Genomic DNA, 17,116 nt, shown 5'->3' with positions numbered 1-17,116 from the left:
ATGGAAAAGATGATCTTCGTGAACCTGCCGGTGCGGGATCTGGCGGCGGCGACGACGTTTTACGAGGCGCTCGGCGGCACGCGCAATCCCAACTTCTCCGACGAGCAGACGAGCTGCATGATATTCTCCGGTGCCATCGGCGTGATGCTGCTGACGCGCGAGCGTTATGCCACCTTCACCAGCCGCCCGATCGGCGACGCGCGGAGGGAGAGCCAGACGCTCATCGCCCTCAGCGTCGAAACGCGCGATGAGGTCGACCAGACGGTGGAGAAAGCCGCTCGTGCCGGCGGCAAGGCCGATCCGAACCCGATGCAGGGCCACGGCTTCATGTACAGTCGCTCGGTCGAGGATCCGGACGGCTATGTCTGGGAGATCCTGTGGATGGATCAGGCGGCTGCGGCCGCAGAACCTCCCGGCGCATGACGCCCAAACCACGTTGACTGAGCAACGGGAGCCTCCATAATCCGCCCCCATGGAGGCTTTCGATACCCATCGCGTGGCAGAGACCGTCTTCCGCATTGAGCGGGCCCGGCTGATCGCCGGCCTCAACCGCATGGTGCGCGATATCGGCTTTGCCGAAGAACTGGCCCAGGAAGCGCTGGTGACGGCGCTTTCCGAATGGCCGAGAACGGGCGTGCCGCAGAGCCCGGCCGCCTGGCTGATGGCAACCGCCAAGCGGCGCGCGATCGACGCCTTCCGCCGCCGCAGGATGCAGGCACTGAAGCACGTCGAAATCGGTCATGATCTGTCGCTTGAGCGGGACACCACGATCGAGGAAGTCGAGGCCGCCATGGACGACGACATCGGTGACGAACGCCTGAGCCTGATCTTCACCGCCTGCCATCCGCTGCTCTCCGTCGACGCACGGGTTGCCCTGACGCTACGGCTGATCGGCGGACTGACGACGGACGAAATCGCCCGCACCTTCCTGGCCGGCGAAGCGACGATCGCCCAGCGAATCGTGCGCGCAAAGAAGACGCTCGGGAGTTCCGGCCTCGCCTACGAAGTGCCGCGCGGTGAGGACCGTGACCGGAGGCTCGCGGCCGTGCTCGAAGTCATCTACCTGATCTTCAACGAAGGCTATGCGGCGAGCGCCGGTGACAACGCCATTCGGCCGCAGCTCTGCGCCGAGGCTATGCGGCTCTGCCGTATCCTTTCCGGCCTCCTGCCCCAGGAGCCGGAGGTTCACGGCCTGCTGGCGCTGTTGGAGCTCCACGCCTCCCGCTTTCCGGCACGCACGGGCGCCGATGGCGCTCCGGTCACGATCACCGAACAGAACCGGGGCCGCTGGGACCGTCTCCTCATCCAGCACGGTTTGACCGCGCTCGGTCGCGCCGAACGGCTTGGCGGAGCGGACGGCCCCTATGCGCTGCAGGCGGCGATCGCAGCCCGCCATGCCCGGGCGCCGCGGACCGAGGACACCGACTGGCGACAGATCGCGACCCTCTACGACCGGCTGAGCCGCGTCATGCCCTCGCCCGTCGTCGATCTCAACCGTGCCATTGCTCATTCCATGGCCTTCGGGCCGGAAACAGGGCTCGAACTGCTGGAGCCGCTCGAAGCCGAACCTGCGCTGCAAGGCTATGCGGGCATGCCCGCGGCACGGGGTGACTTCCTGATGCGCGCCGGGCGGACAGCTGAAGCGAAGGAGGCATTCGAACAGGCCGCACGCCTCGCCGGCAATGCCGCCGAGCGGCAGTTTCTGACCGCCCGCGCAGCGGCCTGCGGCGGAGACTGACGCAACAAAGCATGAACGACCCGCGCGACGCCGTCCACCCCGTGTAACACAAAAGGCCGGAGGTTTCCCTCCGGCCTTTTCTATCCTTCCCTAACGGGAGGAAACTTACGCTGCTTCAGCTTCGGCTTCGGCGGCGACGCGGGCCTTGTCGGCGGCGCCCTTGGCGTCGACATCGCGTTCAACGAACTCGATGACGGCCATAGCGGCGTTGTCGCCCTGACGGAAGCCGGCCTTCATGATGCGCAGGTAGCCGCCGTTACGGTTGGCGTAGCGGGTGGCGATCGCATCAAACAGCTTGCGGACGGCGTCCTGGTCCTGGATCTGCGAGATGGCCTGACGACGGGCGTGCAGGTCGCCGCGCTTGCCGAGCGTAACCAGCTTTTCGACGATCGGGCGAATTTCCTTCGCCTTCGGGAGCGTCGTGACGATCTGCTCATGCGTGATGAGCGAAGCAGCCATGTTGGCGAACATCGCCTTGCGGTGGCTGGCGGTGCGGTTCAGCTTGCGGCCGGCTTTCTGGTGGCGCATTGCTATTCTCCTTTAAGTGCAGGCTCTGTCTCAGAGGCTGCCGTTTCCTGACACATACAGGCATCCGCCTGCAGTTTGACTGGAAAAGGCAGAGCTGAACCTGCCTTTTTTGTTTCTTAGTACTGGTCTTCGTAGCGCTTGGCGAGATCTTCGATGTTTTCCGGCGGCCAGGCGGGCACTTCCATACCGAGGTGCAGGCCCATGGAAGCCAGAACTTCCTTGATCTCGTTCAGCGACTTGCGACCGAAGTTCGGAGTGCGGAGCATTTCCGCTTCCGTCTTCTGAATGAGGTCGCCGATATAGACGATGTTGTCGTTCTTCAGGCAGTTCGCAGAGCGGACCGAAAGTTCGAGTTCGTCGACCTTCTTGAGCAGCGCCGGGTTGAAGGCGAGCTCGGTGACGGCTTCTTCTTCGACTTCCTTCTGCGGCTCCTCGAAGTTGACGAACACGCCGAGCTGGTCCTGCAGGATGCGGGCAGCAAAAGCGACCGCGTCCTCACCGGTGACCGAGCCATCGGTTTCGATGGTCATGGTCAGCTTGTCGTAGTCGAGAACCTGACCTTCGCGGGTGTTTTCGACCTTGTAGGACACCTTCTTGACCGGCGAGTAGAGGCTGTCGACCGGGATGAGGCCGATCGGAGCATCTTCCGCGCGGTTGCGCTCGGCCGGGACATAGCCCTTGCCGTTGTTGACCGTGAACTCCATGCGGATCTCGGCACCCTCGTCGAGCGTGCAGATCACGTGGTCGGGGTTCAGGATCTCGATGTCGCCAACCGTCTGGATGTCACCGGCGGTGACGACGCCCGGGCCCTGCTTGCGCACGACCATGCGCTTGGAATCGTCGCCATCCATCTTGATGGCGATTTCCTTGATGTTGAGCACGATGTCGGTCACGTCTTCCCGGACGCCCGGGATCGACGAGAACTCATGCAGCACGCCGTCGATCTGGACGGCGGTCACGGCGGCGCCGCGCAGCGACGACAAGAGAACGCGACGCAGCGCGTTGCCGAGCGTCAGGCCGAAGCCGCGTTCCAGCGGCTCTGCAACCAGCGTTGCCTTCGTGCGGCCGGACGAGGTGAACTCCACCTTGTTCGGCTTGATCAGTTCCTGCCAATTCTTCTGAATCATGTTTTTACCTTCCGTTCGTTGCCACCATCCAATCGTGGCAACCGAGCATTAGAAGCGTCGAGAGGGGCGCCCGAGCGCCCGTCGACTGGATGAATAATGATCAGACGCGGCGCTTCTTGCGCGGGCGGCAGCCGTTGTGCGGGATCGGCGTCACGTCGCGAATCGAGGTGATCATGAAACCGGCAGCCTGCAGAGCGCGCAGGGCCGATTCGCGGCCGGAACCCGGGCCGCAGACTTCGACTTCGAGCGACTTCATGCCGTGTTCCTGCGCCTTCTTGGCGCAGTCTTCCGCTGCGATCTGAGCGGCGAACGGGGTCGACTTGCGCGAACCCTTGAAGCCCTTGGCACCGGCCGACGACCAAGCAATGGCGTTGCCCTGCGCGTCGGTGATGGTGATCATCGTGTTGTTGAAGGTCGAGTTGACGTGCGCAACGCCCGACGAGATATTCTTGCGCTCGCGGCGGCGAACGCGGGTGGCTTCCTTGGCCATTTTCTTACCTTTCTTGATCTCTTCGCCGCCGTAGTTCCAGCGGCTCCACCTTGAAGCCAATAGGCAGTAGGCAGTAGGCAATAGGTTCTCCCTACTGCCTACTGCCCAAAACCTACTGCCTGCAAATTACTTCTTCTTACCGGCGATCGCCTTTGCCGGACCCTTGCGGGTGCGGGCATTGGTGTGCGTGCGCTGGCCACGAACCGGCAGGCCGCGGCGATGACGCAGGCCGCGGTAGCAGCCGAGGTCCATCAGACGCTTGATGTTCATCGCGGTCTCGCGACGAAGATCACCCTCGACCTGATAGTCACGGTCGATCGTTTCGCGAATCGCCAGAACTTCGGCGTCGGTCAGCTGATGAACACGCTTCTCAGCCGGGATACCGACCTTCTCAATGATTTCCTGTGCGAACTTCGGGCCGATCCCGTGAATGTAACGGAGCGCGATTACTACGCGCTTCGCGGTCGGGATGTTGACGCCAGCGATACGTGCCACGCCTATTCTCCTTGCGTTCCAGTTGCCATCCGGCAAGTGGTGTCTGGTTTACGCAGCCAAACAGGCCGCGCGTTCAAATTCGGGTCCTCAACATGTCAAAACGATCGAACCCGGTCCTCCGTGCGGAAGAACGCGCCGATCGCTTACATGTCGCGAGTTGGCGCGCTATTTAGCGGAATCAGCCGACAAAAGCAACTGTTCCGGTAAAGATTCTTGAAGCCTCGTCAGCCCTTCACGGTTGCGAGGATCGCCTCGATGTCCGCTGTGACGGCATCCATGTCCTTCATGCCGTCCACCGACTTCAGCTTGCCCTTGGCGTAATAGTAGCCGATGAGCGGCGAGGTTTCCTTGTAGTACGCCTCGAGCCGGGCCTTCATGGTCTCGGCATTGTCGTCCGGCCGACGCTTGAACCCGGTGGAACCACATGTGTCACAGACGCCCTCGACCGAGGGCTTCTTGTCGGTGTCGTGGTAGACGGCTCCGCAGTTGCCGCAGGAATAGCGTCCCGAGACACGACGGACGAGTTCCTTGTCGTCGACCTTGAGCTCGACGACAACCGAAAGATCCAGCCCCTTGTCGGCGAGCATCTTCTCCGTCGCATCCGCCTGCACGAGCGTGCGGGGGAAGCCATCGAGGATGAACCCTTCGGCGCAATCCGGGTGATCGATTCGCTCGGAAACGATGGCGATCACGATATCGTCCGAGACCAGCTTGCCCGCGTCCATGACAGCCTTGGCGCGCTTTCCAACTTCGGTCTCCGCGGCGACGGCTGCACGCAGCATGTCACCGGTCGACAATTGCGGAATGCCGTGCTTCACGACGATACGCTGGGCCTGGGTGCCCTTCCCCGCACCCGGCGGCCCCAAAAGAATAAGTCTCATCGTCCCCTCTTTCCTCCACGCAACTTCGACTTCTTGATCAGGCCCTCATACTGCTGGGCAATCAGGTGGCCCTGAATCTGTGCTACAGTATCGAGGGTGACGCTGACAACAATCAAAAGCGAAGTACCACCAAGGGATAATGGAACGCCGGTACGGGCGACCAGGATCTCGGGGAGGATGCAGACGAAGACGAGGTAGATCGCGCCGATCACGGTGATTCGGGTCAGCACGTAGTCGATGTATTCGGCTGTGCGCTCACCAGGGCGGATACCCGGAATGAAGCCGCCGTGCTTCTTCAGATTGTCCGCGGTGTCCTTCGGGTTGAAGACGATCGCGGTGTAGAAGAAGGCAAAGAAAGCGATCAGCGCACCATAAAGCACCATATAGAGCGGCTGGCCGTGGCCGAGCGCAGCAACGATCGTCGTCGCCCAGGAGGGCAGCGTCGAGGTTCCGGTGAAGCCCGCGGCGGTCGCCGGCAGAAGCAGCAGCGACGAGGCGAAGATCGCCGGAATAACACCCGAGGTATTGAGTTTCAGCGGCAGGTGCGAGGTGTCGCCCTGGAACATGCGGTTGCCGACCTGGCGCTTCGGGTACTGGATCAGCAGGCGACGCTGCGCGCGTTCCACGAAGACGATCAGCCCGATGACGGCGATCGCGACGATAATGACCGTCAGGATGAGCGCGGTCGAAAGGGCGCCGGTGCGGCCGAGTTCGAGCGTTCCGACGACGGCGGACGGCAGGCCTGCCGCGATGCCGGAAAAGATGATGAGCGAGATGCCGTTGCCGATACCGCGCGAGGTGATCTGCTCGCCGAGCCACATCAGGAACATGGTGCCGCCGAGAAGGGTCACGACGGTCGACAGGCGGAAGAACAGGCCGGGATCGTTGACCAGCCCCTGCCCGCTTTCCAGCCCGACGGCGATGCCGTAGGCCTGCAGCGTGCCGAGAAGAACAGTGCCGTAGCGGGTGTACTGGTTGATGACCTTGCGGCCCTGCTCGCCTTCCTTCTTGAGGTTCTCGAGCGCCGGGACGACGGACGTCATCAGCTGTACGATGATCGAGGCGGAGATGTAGGGCATGATCCCGAGGGCGAAGATCGCCATGCGCTGCACAGCGCCGCCCGAGAACATGTTGAAGAGGCCGAGAATACCGCCGGCCTGCCCTTTGAAGGCAGCCGCATAGGCTTCAGGATTGAGGCCGGGCAGCGGGATGTGCGTGCCGAGGCGATAGACAAGAAGCGCCGCAAGAGTAAACCACAGCCGCTTCTTCAGATCTTCCGCCTTTGCAAAGGTCGAAAAATTGAGATTCGAGGCCAATTGTTCCGCTGCAGAAGCCATGAAATTCTCCGCGTAACCGATCCGAAGCGAGAGCCTCGGAGGCAATTCACCAAATCGTTTTCAGAAAACCGGGCCGGCATGATTGCGGAGCAGCCGCTCGCCTCACCCTATTTTCCAGAATCTCCCGGAAGACGAAACAACGTCACCCCTTCTGAGGATCGTGAGGCTCACATATGGGAGCAAAATCGCCCGGTGTGAAGCACCCCGGGCGATCAAATCGTACTTATTCAGCGGCTTCCGCAGCTGCTACCAGCAGCTTGATCGAACCGCCGGCCTTCTCGATCTTCTCGACCGCGGCCTTGGAAGCGCCGGCAACCTCGAGGGTGACCTTGGCCTTCAGTTCGCCGTCGGAAAGAACGCGAACACCGTCCTTCTGGCGACGGATGACGCCGGCAGCCTTGAGAGCGGCAGCATCGATGGTCGCCTTCGGGTCGAGCTTCTTGGCATCGATCGCGGTCTGGATGCGGCCGAGCGATACGGTCACGAATTCAGATGCGAAGATGTTGTTGAAGCCGCGCTTCGGCAGACGACGGTAGATCGGCATCTGACCGCCTTCGAAGCCGTTGATGGCAACGCCCGAACGAGCCTTCTGACCCTTGACGCCGCGACCACCGGTCTTGCCCTTGCCGGAGCCGATACCGCGACCAACGCGGATACGGTCCTTGGAGGAGCCTTCGTTGTCCTTGATTTCATTCAGTTTCATGGTGACTTCCTCCGTCTCACTTCTCGTCGACGACGCGAACGAGATGCTGGACAGCACGGATCATGCCACGAACCGAAGGGGTATCCTCCAGGGTGCGGACCCGGTGCATCTTGTTGAGGCCCAGCCCGATGAGCGTCTTGCGCTGGACTTCCGGGCGGCGGATAGGCGAGCCGATCTGTTCGATCGTGATCGTCTTTGCTTCAGTCTTCTTCGTAGCCTTGGCCATGGTTCAGACTCCTCTTATTCTTCAGAGGCGTTGCCGGAAGCGGCACGGCGAGCCTGGAGCGTGGCATACTTGAGGCCGCGCTGAGCTGCGATGTCCTTCGGGTGTACCTGGTGCTTCAGGGCGTCGAACGTGGCGCGAACCATGTTGTACGGGTTCGACGAACCGGTCGACTTGGCGACGACGTCGTGCATGCCGAGCGTTTCGAAAACGGCGCGCATCGGACCACCGGCGATGATACCGGTACCGGCCTTGGCGGAGCGCAGCAGAACCTTGCCGGCGCCGTGACGACCGTTGACGTCGTGATGCAGCGTACGGCCGTCACGCAGCGGTACGAAGATCATGTCGCGCTTGGCGGCTTCGGTCGCCTTGCGGATTGCTTCCGGCACTTCACGTGCCTTGCCATGGCCGAAACCGACCCGGCCCTTCTGGTCGCCGACGACGACGAGGGCAGCAAAGCCGAAACGACGGCCGCCCTTCACCACCTTGGCGACGCGATTGATGGCGACCAGCTTGTCGACGAACTCGCTGTCGCGCTCTTCACGGCTCGCACGCTCTTCGCGCGAACCACGCCTGTCCTGTGCCATTGTCCTGTTCCTTTTTCTTTTCCGGGTGCAATCGGCAGATTACGAAAAAATTCCGCCCTGCCCTTCCGGGTCACGGGCGAAATCGGGGAAACCGGCTCATGCCGGAAATCCGCCCGGACGGCAAGCCCGGGCGGAAACTCTCAAATCAGAAGGTCAGACCGCCTTCGCGGGCTGCATCGGCGAGAGCCTTGATGCGGCCGTGATAGATGAAGGCGCCGCGGTCGAAGACCACTTCCTTGACGCCCGCCTTGACGGCCCGCTCGGCGACGAGCTTGCCGACGGCAGCCGCGGCTGCGACATCTGCGCCGGTCTTCAGCGACGAGCGCAGACCGGTGTCCAGGGTCGAGGCGGCAGCCAGCGTACGGCCGGCGACGTCGTCGATGATCTGGGCATAGATGTTCTTCGACGAGCGATGAACCGACAGACGCGGACGGCCATTGGCCACCGCCTTGATCTGACGCCGTACGCGATTGGCACGACGAACCAGTGCTTCTTTTCTGCTTGCCATTTCGCGCGTTCCTTACTTCTTCTTGCCTTCTTTGCGGACGATCCGCTCTTCGGCATACTTGACGCCCTTGCCCTTGTAGGGTTCGGGGCCGCGGTATTCGCGGATCTCGGCAGCGACCTGGCCGACCTGCTGCTTGTTGATCCCGGAAACCACGATTTCCGTCGGCTTCGGAACAGCGATCGAGATACCGACCGGCGGTTCGTAGACCACGTCGTGCGAGAAGCCGAGAGCCAGCTGCAGGTTCTTGCCCTGCATGGCGGCACGGTAACCGACGCCGTTGATCTCGAGCTTGCGCTCATAGCCGTCCTTCACACCCTTGAAGATGTTTTCGATCATCGTGCGGGACATGCCCCACTTCGAACGAGCACCCTTGGTGTCGTTGACAGGCCGAACAACAACGGCGTTGTCTTCGAGCTTTACGGAGATTTCGTCATTCGCGACGAAAAACAGTTCGCCCTTCGGGCCCTTGGCAGTCACCTTCTGGCCGTCGACGGCGGCCGTGATCCCTGCAGGAACCGGAACGGGCTTTTTACCGATACGAGACATTTTTGAAATCCTGTCTGTTCGTTCTGGAGATCTCTGCCCTGTCTTAGAAGACCGAGCAGAGAACCTCACCACCAACGTTCTGTTCGCGAGCCTGGTGATCGGCCATCACGCCCTTCGGGGTCGAAAGGATGGTGATGCCGAGGCCGTTCGCGACCTGCGGAATGGACTTTACCGAGACATAAACCCGGCGGCCCGGCTTGGACACGCGGCCGATCTCGCGGATGACCGAAGCACCTTCATAGTACTTCAGTTCGATCGTGAGTTCGGACTTGCCATTGCCGTAGTCGACCTGGGAATAGCCGCGGATGTAACCTTCGGCCTGCAGGACATCGAGAACGCGTGCGCGCAGCTTGGAAGCAGGAGTGCTTACCGAGCTCTTGCGGCGGGCAGCGCCGTTACGGATACGGGTGAGCATATCGCCCAACGGATCAGTCATCGTCATTTACCCGTCTCCTTACCAGCTCGACTTGACAATGCCCGGCACCTTGCCGAGGTTGCCCAGCTCGCGAAGCGCGATACGCGACATCTTGAGCTTACGGTAGAATGCGCGCGGACGACCGGTTACTTCGCAACGGTTGCGAATGCGGGTCTTGGAGCCATCGCGCGGCAGTTCTGCCAGCTTCAGGGTTGCCTTGAACCGCTCTTCAATCGAGAGAGACTGGTTCATGATGGTTGCCTTGAGGGCGGCACGCTTGCTGGCCTGCTGGGCAACTGTCTTGCGGCGGCGCTTGTTCTTTTCAACTGCGCTTGTCTTCGCCATATCGAAGTTCCTCTTCTACGCTCGTCGTTACGGTTACTGACGGAACGGGAAGTTGAACTCTTTCAGAAGAGCCCGAGCTTCGTCGTCCGTGTTTGCCGTCGTGCAAACGATGATGTCCATGCCCCACATCTGATCAACCTTGTCGTAGTTGATCTCAGGGAACACAATGTGCTCCTTGATGCCCATGGCGAAGTTGCCACGGCCGTCAAAGCTCTTCGGGTTCAGGCCCCGGAAGTCGCGAACGCGCGGCAGCGCGATGTTGATCAGGCGGTCCAGGAATTCGTACATGCGGGCGCCACGAAGGGTAACCTTCGCACCGATCGGCATGTTTTCGCGGACCTTGAAGCCGGCGATCGAGTTGCGTGCCTTGGTGATGACCGGCTTCTGGCCGGCAATCGCCGCGAGGTCGGCGGCAGCAATGGTCGGCTTCTTGGAGTCGCCGGTTGCTTCGCCCACACCCATGTTGATCACGATCTTGTCGATCTTCGGGATCTGCATTTCGTTAGCGTAGGAGAAGGTCTCCTGCATGCTCTTGCGGATCCGGGAAACATATTCCTTCTTGAGCCGCGGCTCGTACTTTGCCTCAGCCATCGATCACATCTCCCGAACGCTTGGCCACACGCACCTTCTTGCCGTCGACGACCTTGAAACCGACGCGGGTCGGCTTGCCGTCCTTGTCCATGACGGCAAGGTTGGACAGATGCACGGAAGCTTCCTTGTTGATGATGCCGGCTTCCTGGCTCTGGGTCTGACGCTGATGGCGCTTGACAATATTGATGCCACGAACGACCGCACGGTCTTCCTTCGGCATCACCTGAATGACTTCGCCGGAACGACCCTTGTCCTTGCCGGTGAGTACGACGACCTTGTCGCCCTTACGAATCTTTTGCATCGCTTGTCGCTCCCTTACAGTACTTCCGGAGCCAGCGAGATGATCTTCATATGGTTCTTGGCGCGAAGTTCGCGCGGAACCGGTCCGAAGATACGGGTGCCGATCGGCTCTTTCTTGTTGTCGATAAGAACGGCTGCGTTGCTGTCGAAGCGGATGACGCTGCCGTCGGGACGGCGGATGTCCTTGGCGGTGCGGACGACGACCGCCTTCATCACGTCACCCTTCTTCACGCGGCCGCGCGGAATCGCTTCCTTGATCGAAACGACGATGATGTCGCCGACCGAAGCGTACTTGCGCTTGGAGCCGCCCAGCACCTTGATGCACATGACACGACGTGCGCCGGAATTATCCGCCACGTCGAGGTTAGTCTGCATCTGAATCATGTCAGGTCGCCTTCTTGTTGTACCGGAACGGTTGGGCGCAATGCCCCCTATTCCGGCTCATGATAAATCTCGATTGTCGCGCGGGAGGGATATTGCCAAGGCGGTTTCCCGTCGAGGGACCTTCCCTGCGCTCAAAGCAAAAGAACGCCCGCTTGCCGAGCGTTCCTGCGCCAGTGTGGTGCTTCATACAGATTTTTGCGCAAGGTGCAATACCTAAGCGCAAATCTCCGTCGATCAGGCGTGGGCGGAAACGACCGTCCAGCGCTTGTCCTTCGAAATCGGCGCACATTCCTCGATGGAAACGACATCGCCGACCTTATACTGGTTGCTTTCGTCGTGAGCCTTGTACTTCTTCGAACGACGAACCGTCTTCTGGAGGAGCGGGTGAGCGAATCGACGCTCCACACGAACCACCACGGTCTTGTCGTTCTTGTCGCTGACGACGACGCCCTGCAGAATGCGTTTAGGCATATTATTCTGGTCCTTTAGGCCTTGGCTTCCGCCGCCTTCTGGCGGGCGATGGTTTTCACGCGTGCGATGTCCCGACGGACTTCCTGGATACGCGAAGACTTTTCAAGCTGGCCGGTCGCCTTCTGGAAGCGCAGGTTGAACTGCTCCTTCTTCAGCTTGGCAAGCTCGTCATTCAACTGGTCGGCGCTCATGGCGCGAACATCTGCGGCTTTCATGGGCCTGATCCTCACTCTGCAATGCGCTGAACGAAGCGCGTCTTGACCGAGAGCTTGGCCGCGCCGAGACGCAGAGCCTCGCGGGCGATCTCTTCGGAAACGCCGTCGATCTCGAACATCATACGACCGGGCTTGACCTTGCAGGCCCAGTATTCGACGGAACCCTTGCCCTTACCCATACGGACTTCGGTCGGCTTCGCCGTGACCGGAACGTCGGGGAACACACGGATCCACACACGGCCGGCACGCTTCATGTGGCGCGTGATGGCGCGACGTGCCGCTTCGATTTCGCGAGCGTTGACGCGGTTCGGTTCCTGAGCCTTCAGGCCGAATTCACCGAAAGCCAGATCGAAACCACCCTTGGCGACGCCCTTGATGCGACCCTTGAACTGCTTGCGGTACTTGGTACGCTTTGGCTGCAACATTTTCTTACTTCTCCGAGCTTATCTTTCGCCAGCGCCTATCAAGCGTTCTCGCGACGCCGCTCGCCGCGTTCACGGCTTGCCGGACCTTGCGAGTCGCCTTCGAGCGCACGGCGCTCAGATGCCATCGGATCGTGTTCAAGGATTTCGCCCTTGAAGATCCAGACCTTGATACCGCAGATACCGTAGGCGGTTTCTGCTTCGGCGGTGCCGTAGTCGATGTCCGCACGCAGCGTGTGCAGCGGAACGCGGCCTTCACGGTACCATTCGGTACGAGCGATTTCCGCACCGCCGAGACGGCCGGCGCAGGTGATCTTGATGCCTTCGGCGCCAAGACGCATGGCCGACTGAACGGCACGCTTCATCGCACGACGGAACGCGATACGACGTTCCAGCTGCTGGGCGATCGACTGTGCGACGAGCGTCGCGTCGATTTCCGGCTTGCGCACTTCGACGATGTTGAGGTGCGTTTCAGAATTCGTCATCTCCGAGAGCTTCTTGCGGAGCTTCTCGATGTCTGCACCCTTCTTGCCGATGATCAGACCCGGACGAGCCGAGTGGATCGTGACGCGGCACTTCTTGTGCGGACGCTCGATGACGACCTTGGCGATGCCGGCCTGCTTCAGTTCCGACATCAGGTAGGAACGGATCTTCAGGTCTTCATGCAGCAGCTGGCCGTATTCGGCGTTGTCGGCGAACCAGCGGCTGTCCCAGGTACGGTTGATGCCGAGACGGAAACCGATCGGATTGATTTTCTGACCCATTATGCGGCCTCCCCATTGGCTTCGACTTCCCGCACGACGATCGTCAGGTGCGAGAACGGCTTTTCGATGCGCGATGCGCGGCCGCGGCCACGAGCGTGGAAACGCTTCATGACGATCGACTTGCCGACATAGGCTTCTGCAACGATCAGCTGGTCGACGTCGAGATCGTGGTTGTTCTCGGCGTTCGCGATGGCCGATTCCAGCGTCTTCTTGACGGTGCCGGCGATGCGCTTGCGCGAGAACTCGAGGTCAGCGAGTGCGCGGTCAACCTTCTTGCCGCGGATCATCGCGGCAACCAGGTTGAGCTTCTGGGGGCTGACGCGGAGCGTGCGCGCAACGGCTTGCGCCTCGTTATCCTTCAGCCGACGTTCGGCTTTTGCCTTGCCCATTTCTTACTTCCTCTTCGCTTTCTTGTCCGCACCGTGACCGTAGTAGGTCCGGGTGGGAGCGAATTCTCCGAACTTGTGTCCGACCATGTCTTCGTTGACGCTGACCGGAACATGCTTGCTGCCGTTGTAGACGCCGAAGGTCAGACCTACGAACTGCGGCAGGATCGTGGAGCGACGGCTCCACATCTTGATCACTTCGCTACGACCGCCTTCGCGAACCTTCTCAGCCTTCTTGAGAAGATAGCCGTCAACGAACGGACCTTTCCATACTGAACGAGCCATTAATGACTACCTCTCTTACTTCTTCTTCAGGTGGCGGGAGCGCATGATGAACTTGTCGGTCGACTTGTTCGAGCGCGTACGCTTGCCCTTGGTCGGCTTGCCCCACGGGGTAACCGGATGACGGCCACCGGAGGTGCGGCCTTCACCACCACCGTGCGGGTGGTCGACCGGGTTCATGACGACGCCGCGGTTATGCGGGGTCTTACCACGCCAGCGCGTACGACCAGCCTTGCCGTCGTTGATGTTGCCGTGGTCCGGGTTGGAGACGGCGCCGACGGTTGCAAGGCAAGAGCCATGCACGAGACGCTGCTCACCGGAATTCAGGCGAAGGATCGCCATGCCGGCATCGCGGCCAACCAGCTGTACATAGGTGCCTGCAGAACGGGCGATCTGACCGCCCTTGCCCGGCTTCATTTCGACGTTGTGGACGATCGAACCGACCGGGATGTACTGCAGCGGCATGGTGTTGCCGGGCTTGACGTCGACAGCCTTGTCGGACGCGATGACCTTGTCACCGGCAGCGAGGCGCTGCGGAGCAAGGATGTAAGCCTGTTCGCCGTCGGCATAGGTGACGAGAGCGATGAACGCGGTGCGGTTCGGGTCGTATTCCAGACGCTCGACGGTGCCTTCGACGTCGAACTTGCGACGCTTGAAGTCAACCAGGCGATAGGTGCGCTTGTGACCGCCGCCGATGAAGCGGGCGGTGATGCGGCCGAGGTTGTTACGACCACCGCTCTTCGTCAGACCTTCCGTCAGAGCCTTGACCGGCTTGCCCTTGTAGAGGCTGGAGCGGTCGACGATGACGAGCTGACGCTGGCTCGGCGTGGTCGGATTGAAGTGTTTCAATGCCATTGTTCTTGTTCCCTACCTCAGACGCCCGTCGACACGTCGATGGACTGACCTTCGGCGAGCGTTACGATCGCCTTCTTGACGTCCTTCTGCTTGCCGGCAAAACCGCGGAAACGCTTGATCTTGCCCTTGCGCAGCAGCGTGTTCACGGCCGTGACCTTGACACCGAAGAGCGATTCGACGGCAGCCTTGATTTCCGGCTTCGTTGCGCCCTTGGCGACGTTGAACACAACCTGGTTCTGTTCCGAAACCAAGGTCGACTTTTCGGTGATCGACGGAGATACGATCACATCGTAGTGGCGAAGATCAGTCATTTGAACCGCTCCTCCAGAGCTTCAACCGCAGCCTTGGAAAGCACGAGCTTGCCGCGACGCAGGATGTCGTAAACGTTGATGCCCTGAACCGGCAGAACATCGATGTTCGGGATGTTCTGGGCAGCGAGCTTGAAGTTGCTGTCGATTTCGGCGCCGCCGATCACGAGAGCATTGGTGAGGCCGAGCGAGGCAAAGTTGCCGACGAGAGCCTTGGTCTTGGCTTCGGCAGCGACCAGCTGATCGACGATGATCAGGTCTTCAGCCTTGAGCTTGGCGGAGAGAGCGTGACGCAGAGCAAGCGCACGAACCTTCTTCGGAAGGTCCTGGGCGTGGCTGCGGACGACCGGGCCGTGGGCCTTACCACCGCCGCGGAACTGCGGAGCGCGAGCCGAATGGTGACGAGCGCGGCCCGTACCCTTCTGCTTGTACATCTTCGAGCCGGTGCGGGAGACTTCCGCGCGACCCTTCGCCTTGTGCGTTCCCTGGCGCTTGTTGGCAAGCTGCCAGCGGATCATGCGGGCGATGATGTCTTCGCGCGGCTCCAGGCCGAAAATTTCATCCGACAGGGAAACCTTGCCGGCGTCTTTGCCCTCGAGGGTCTTGACGTTCAATTCCATTGGTTTGGCTCCCTTACTTCGATGCCGACTTAACGGCGTCGCGGACGATGATCCAGGAACCCTTGGAACCGGGAACGGCGCCCTTCACAAGGATGAGACCCCGATTTTCATCGGTCGAAACGACTTCAAGGTTCTGCGTGGTGACGCGCGTCTGGCCCATGTGACCAGCCATGCGCTTGCCCTTCCAGACGCGACCCGGATCCTGGTTGGAACCGGTCGAACCGTGGGAGCGGTGCGAAACAGACACACCGTGCGTGGCACGAAGACCGCCGAAGTTGTGGCGCTTGATGGCGCCGGCAAAACCCTTACCGATCGTGGTGCCGGTCACGTCGACCAGCTGACCCGCGGCAAAGTGGCCGGCAGTGATCTGCGAACCGACGTCGATCAGGTTTTCTTCCGAAACGCGGAACTCGACGAGCTTCGCCTTCGGTTCGACGCTGGCGGCAGCAAAGTTGCCGCGCATCGCCTTCGACGTGTTCTTTACCTTGGCAGTGCCGGCGCCCAGCTGGACGGCCGTGTAGCCATTCTTTTCCTTGGTGCGGTGAGCGACAACCTGAACATTGTCGAGCCGCAAAACCGTTACCGGGACATGCTCGCCGGCGTCGTTGTAGACGCGGGTCATTCCCACTTTCTGTGCAATCACACCTGAACGCATCAGTTCGTTCCTCTTGAGAGTCGTGTCAGGGTCTTAGCGACCCTTCCTTGCCTCTTTGTTTAAGGATTCCTGCAAGGCCCTTCCGGACCAGGAGGTTTCCCGTTTCGAGAAGTCGTTGGCAGGTCTTGCCACGTACCTTCCTTGTTATTTCGGCTCTCGCCGGAATCTCTTCTTAAAGCTTGATCTCGACGTCCACGCCGGCAGCCAGGTCGAGCTTCATCAGCGCGTCAACGGTCTGCGGGGTCGGATCAACGATGTCGAGCAGGCGCTTGTGCGTGCGCATCTCGAACTGTTCACGGCTCTTCTTGTCGACGTGAGGCGAGCGGTTGACCGTGAACTTTTCAATGCGGGTCGGAAGCGGTACCGGACCGCGGACGCTTGCACCGGTACGCTTGGCGGTCGACACGATCTCCCGCGTGGAGGCATCGAGAACCCGGTGATCAAACGCCTTCAGGCGGATGCGGATATTCTGGCCGTTCATTCGACTTGTCCTTGTTTCTTTTCTTGCGTCCCGCATACGCAGAGACAGTGAATTACCAATTGCTGGCCGGCCCCTGATTTTCAAAAATCACAGGGACACCAAAGGTGCCCCTGTCACTTGTAAGCATGAGGTGCCCTGCCCGCACCGATCCGAGAAAACAGACCGGTAAAATACAGCGCAAAAACCGGACGACGCAAATCACCGTCCGATTCTGGTCTAGGCCGGCGACATACACCGCCGCCGGCAATTCGTCAATCGATTACTCGATGACCGAGGCGATGATGCCGGCGCCGCGTGCAAATCGCGCTTGCGCGCCATTTGCACCACTTCAATGCGTCGGCAGCTTTCGGCCTCTCGCTCGATTATTATTCAATAATCGAGGCGACGATGCCGGCGCCGACGGTACGGCCGCCTTCGCGGATAGCGAAGCGCAGCTTTTCTTCCATCGCGATCGGAACG

30 protein-coding genes are annotated in these 17,116 nt (G+C 60.8%); 2 read left to right on the top strand and 28 right to left on the bottom strand.

The genetic code is table 11. The features are described 5' to 3' along the window. Nucleotides 1-423, top strand: coding sequence for a VOC family protein (locus DFR48_RS06025; protein ID WP_114362270.1), 423 nt, complete (start codon nt 1-3; stop codon nt 421-423). Between the two features lie 49 nt (nt 424-472). Next, nucleotides 473-1,738 (top strand): RNA polymerase sigma factor, encoded by a 1,266-nt coding sequence (locus tag DFR48_RS06020; RefSeq protein WP_114362269.1) that lies wholly within the window; start codon nt 473-475, stop codon nt 1,736-1,738. 105 nt (nt 1,739-1,843) lie between these two features. Here DFR48_RS06020 and rplQ read toward each other — a convergent pair whose 3' ends face one another. The 28 genes from rplQ to DFR48_RS21905 form a co-directional block, all read right to left on the bottom strand. After that, on the bottom strand, nt 1,844-2,266 hold the full coding sequence (rplQ, locus tag DFR48_RS06015; RefSeq protein WP_112684647.1) for a 50S ribosomal protein L17: 423 nt from the start codon (nt 2,264-2,266) through the stop codon (nt 1,844-1,846). A gap of 116 nt (nt 2,267-2,382) precedes the next feature. Further along, the gene (locus DFR48_RS06010) at nt 2,383-3,393 is read right to left on the bottom strand and encodes a DNA-directed RNA polymerase subunit alpha (RefSeq protein ID WP_112684649.1); all 1,011 of its coding nucleotides are present in this window, start codon (nt 3,391-3,393) and stop codon (nt 2,383-2,385) included. A gap of 100 nt (nt 3,394-3,493) precedes the next feature. Continuing rightward, entirely contained in the window at nt 3,494-3,883 is a 390-nt protein-coding gene (rpsK, locus tag DFR48_RS06005) for a 30S ribosomal protein S11 (protein ID WP_015915761.1), read from the bottom strand. A 126-nt stretch (nt 3,884-4,009) separates the two neighbouring features. After that, nucleotides 4,010-4,378 carry a 30S ribosomal protein S13 gene (rpsM, locus tag DFR48_RS06000; protein ID WP_112684651.1) on the bottom strand — a complete coding sequence of 123 codons (369 nt, stop codon included), beginning with the start codon at nt 4,376-4,378 and terminating at the stop codon, nt 4,010-4,012. 224 nt (nt 4,379-4,602) lie between these two features. Then, nucleotides 4,603-5,259: an adenylate kinase gene (locus DFR48_RS05995; protein WP_114362268.1), complete on the bottom strand. Its 657-nt coding sequence runs from the start codon at nt 5,257-5,259 to the stop codon at nt 4,603-4,605. Then, a complete protein-coding gene (gene secY / locus DFR48_RS05990) occupies nt 5,256-6,596 on the bottom strand; it encodes a preprotein translocase subunit SecY (protein ID WP_114362267.1) in 1,341 nt (446 codons plus the stop codon). Before secY ends, DFR48_RS05995 begins: the two co-directional genes overlap by 4 nt. 223 nt (nt 6,597-6,819) lie before the next feature. Continuing rightward, on the bottom strand, nt 6,820-7,299 hold the full coding sequence (gene rplO / locus DFR48_RS05985) for a 50S ribosomal protein L15 (protein WP_112684657.1): 480 nt from the start codon (nt 7,297-7,299) through the stop codon (nt 6,820-6,822). Between the two features lie 16 nt (nt 7,300-7,315). After that, nucleotides 7,316-7,525, bottom strand: a complete 210-nt coding sequence (gene rpmD, locus DFR48_RS05980) for a 50S ribosomal protein L30 (protein ID WP_113462293.1) — start codon at nt 7,523-7,525, stop codon at nt 7,316-7,318. Nucleotides 7,526-7,539: 14 nt separating this feature from the next. Next, nucleotides 7,540-8,109: a 30S ribosomal protein S5 gene (rpsE, locus tag DFR48_RS05975; RefSeq protein ID WP_112684661.1), complete on the bottom strand. Its 570-nt coding sequence runs from the start codon at nt 8,107-8,109 to the stop codon at nt 7,540-7,542. A 145-nt stretch (nt 8,110-8,254) separates the two neighbouring features. Continuing rightward, on the bottom strand, nt 8,255-8,617 hold the full coding sequence (gene rplR, locus DFR48_RS05970) for a 50S ribosomal protein L18 (protein ID WP_112684663.1): 363 nt from the start codon (nt 8,615-8,617) through the stop codon (nt 8,255-8,257). Between the two features lie 12 nt (nt 8,618-8,629). Further along, nucleotides 8,630-9,163, bottom strand: a complete 534-nt coding sequence (rplF, locus tag DFR48_RS05965) for a 50S ribosomal protein L6 (RefSeq protein WP_114362266.1) — start codon at nt 9,161-9,163, stop codon at nt 8,630-8,632. A 43-nt stretch (nt 9,164-9,206) separates the two neighbouring features. Beyond that, on the bottom strand, nt 9,207-9,605 hold the full coding sequence (gene rpsH / locus DFR48_RS05960) for a 30S ribosomal protein S8 (protein WP_112684667.1): 399 nt from the start codon (nt 9,603-9,605) through the stop codon (nt 9,207-9,209). A gap of 12 nt (nt 9,606-9,617) precedes the next feature. Then, nucleotides 9,618-9,923, bottom strand: coding sequence for a 30S ribosomal protein S14 (rpsN, locus tag DFR48_RS05955; protein ID WP_112684669.1), 306 nt, complete (start codon nt 9,921-9,923; stop codon nt 9,618-9,620). 33 nt (nt 9,924-9,956) lie between these two features. Then, nucleotides 9,957-10,514, bottom strand: a complete 558-nt coding sequence (gene rplE / locus DFR48_RS05950; RefSeq protein WP_114362265.1) for a 50S ribosomal protein L5 — start codon at nt 10,512-10,514, stop codon at nt 9,957-9,959. Beyond that, the gene (gene rplX, locus DFR48_RS05945; protein ID WP_114362264.1) at nt 10,507-10,815 is read right to left on the bottom strand and encodes a 50S ribosomal protein L24; all 309 of its coding nucleotides are present in this window, start codon (nt 10,813-10,815) and stop codon (nt 10,507-10,509) included. Before rplX ends, rplE begins: the two co-directional genes overlap by 8 nt. A gap of 14 nt (nt 10,816-10,829) precedes the next feature. Then, a complete protein-coding gene (gene rplN / locus DFR48_RS05940) occupies nt 10,830-11,198 on the bottom strand; it encodes a 50S ribosomal protein L14 (RefSeq protein ID WP_112684675.1) in 369 nt (122 codons plus the stop codon). A gap of 234 nt (nt 11,199-11,432) precedes the next feature. Further along, the gene (gene rpsQ / locus DFR48_RS05935; protein WP_112684677.1) at nt 11,433-11,669 is read right to left on the bottom strand and encodes a 30S ribosomal protein S17; all 237 of its coding nucleotides are present in this window, start codon (nt 11,667-11,669) and stop codon (nt 11,433-11,435) included. 14 nt (nt 11,670-11,683) lie between these two features. Continuing rightward, nucleotides 11,684-11,884: a 50S ribosomal protein L29 gene (gene rpmC, locus DFR48_RS05930; protein WP_028735898.1), complete on the bottom strand. Its 201-nt coding sequence runs from the start codon at nt 11,882-11,884 to the stop codon at nt 11,684-11,686. A gap of 11 nt (nt 11,885-11,895) precedes the next feature. Beyond that, nucleotides 11,896-12,309 carry a 50S ribosomal protein L16 gene (rplP, locus tag DFR48_RS05925; RefSeq protein WP_112684679.1) on the bottom strand — a complete coding sequence of 138 codons (414 nt, stop codon included), beginning with the start codon at nt 12,307-12,309 and terminating at the stop codon, nt 11,896-11,898. Nucleotides 12,310-12,347: 38 nt separating this feature from the next. Continuing rightward, entirely contained in the window at nt 12,348-13,070 is a 723-nt protein-coding gene (gene rpsC, locus DFR48_RS05920; protein ID WP_112684681.1) for a 30S ribosomal protein S3, read from the bottom strand. After that, nucleotides 13,070-13,459, bottom strand: coding sequence for a 50S ribosomal protein L22 (rplV, locus tag DFR48_RS05915; RefSeq protein ID WP_112684683.1), 390 nt, complete (start codon nt 13,457-13,459; stop codon nt 13,070-13,072). Before rplV ends, rpsC begins: the two co-directional genes overlap by 1 nt. Nucleotides 13,460-13,462: 3 nt before the next feature. Then, nucleotides 13,463-13,741, bottom strand: coding sequence for a 30S ribosomal protein S19 (rpsS, locus tag DFR48_RS05910; protein ID WP_062282885.1), 279 nt, complete (start codon nt 13,739-13,741; stop codon nt 13,463-13,465). Nucleotides 13,742-13,756: 15 nt separating this feature from the next. Further along, complete coding sequence (gene rplB / locus DFR48_RS05905; protein ID WP_112684684.1) at nt 13,757-14,593, bottom strand: 50S ribosomal protein L2; 837 nt, start codon at nt 14,591-14,593, stop codon at nt 13,757-13,759. A 17-nt stretch (nt 14,594-14,610) separates the two neighbouring features. Next, nucleotides 14,611-14,904, bottom strand: coding sequence for a 50S ribosomal protein L23 (locus DFR48_RS05900; RefSeq protein ID WP_114362263.1), 294 nt, complete (start codon nt 14,902-14,904; stop codon nt 14,611-14,613). Then, nucleotides 14,901-15,521: a 50S ribosomal protein L4 gene (rplD, locus tag DFR48_RS05895; RefSeq protein ID WP_114362262.1), complete on the bottom strand. Its 621-nt coding sequence runs from the start codon at nt 15,519-15,521 to the stop codon at nt 14,901-14,903. The genes DFR48_RS05900 and rplD overlap by 4 nt, the downstream gene beginning before the upstream one ends. A gap of 13 nt (nt 15,522-15,534) precedes the next feature. Then, nucleotides 15,535-16,176, bottom strand: a complete 642-nt coding sequence (gene rplC / locus DFR48_RS05890) for a 50S ribosomal protein L3 (protein ID WP_114362261.1) — start codon at nt 16,174-16,176, stop codon at nt 15,535-15,537. A 172-nt stretch (nt 16,177-16,348) separates the two neighbouring features. Next, nucleotides 16,349-16,657, bottom strand: a complete 309-nt coding sequence (rpsJ, locus tag DFR48_RS05885; protein ID WP_006728688.1) for a 30S ribosomal protein S10 — start codon at nt 16,655-16,657, stop codon at nt 16,349-16,351. 365 nt (nt 16,658-17,022) lie between these two features. Beyond that, the coding region (locus DFR48_RS21905) for an EF-Tu C-terminal domain-related protein (protein WP_132229124.1) at nt 17,023-17,116 on the bottom strand (94 nt) is incomplete at its 5' end.

It is taken from the genome of Ciceribacter lividus, from assembly GCF_003337715.1.
Lineage (GTDB): Bacteria > Pseudomonadota > Alphaproteobacteria > Rhizobiales > Rhizobiaceae > Allorhizobium > Allorhizobium lividum.
Note: the sequence above shows the minus strand (reverse complement) of the source record. Positions and strands in the feature narration are given on the sequence as shown.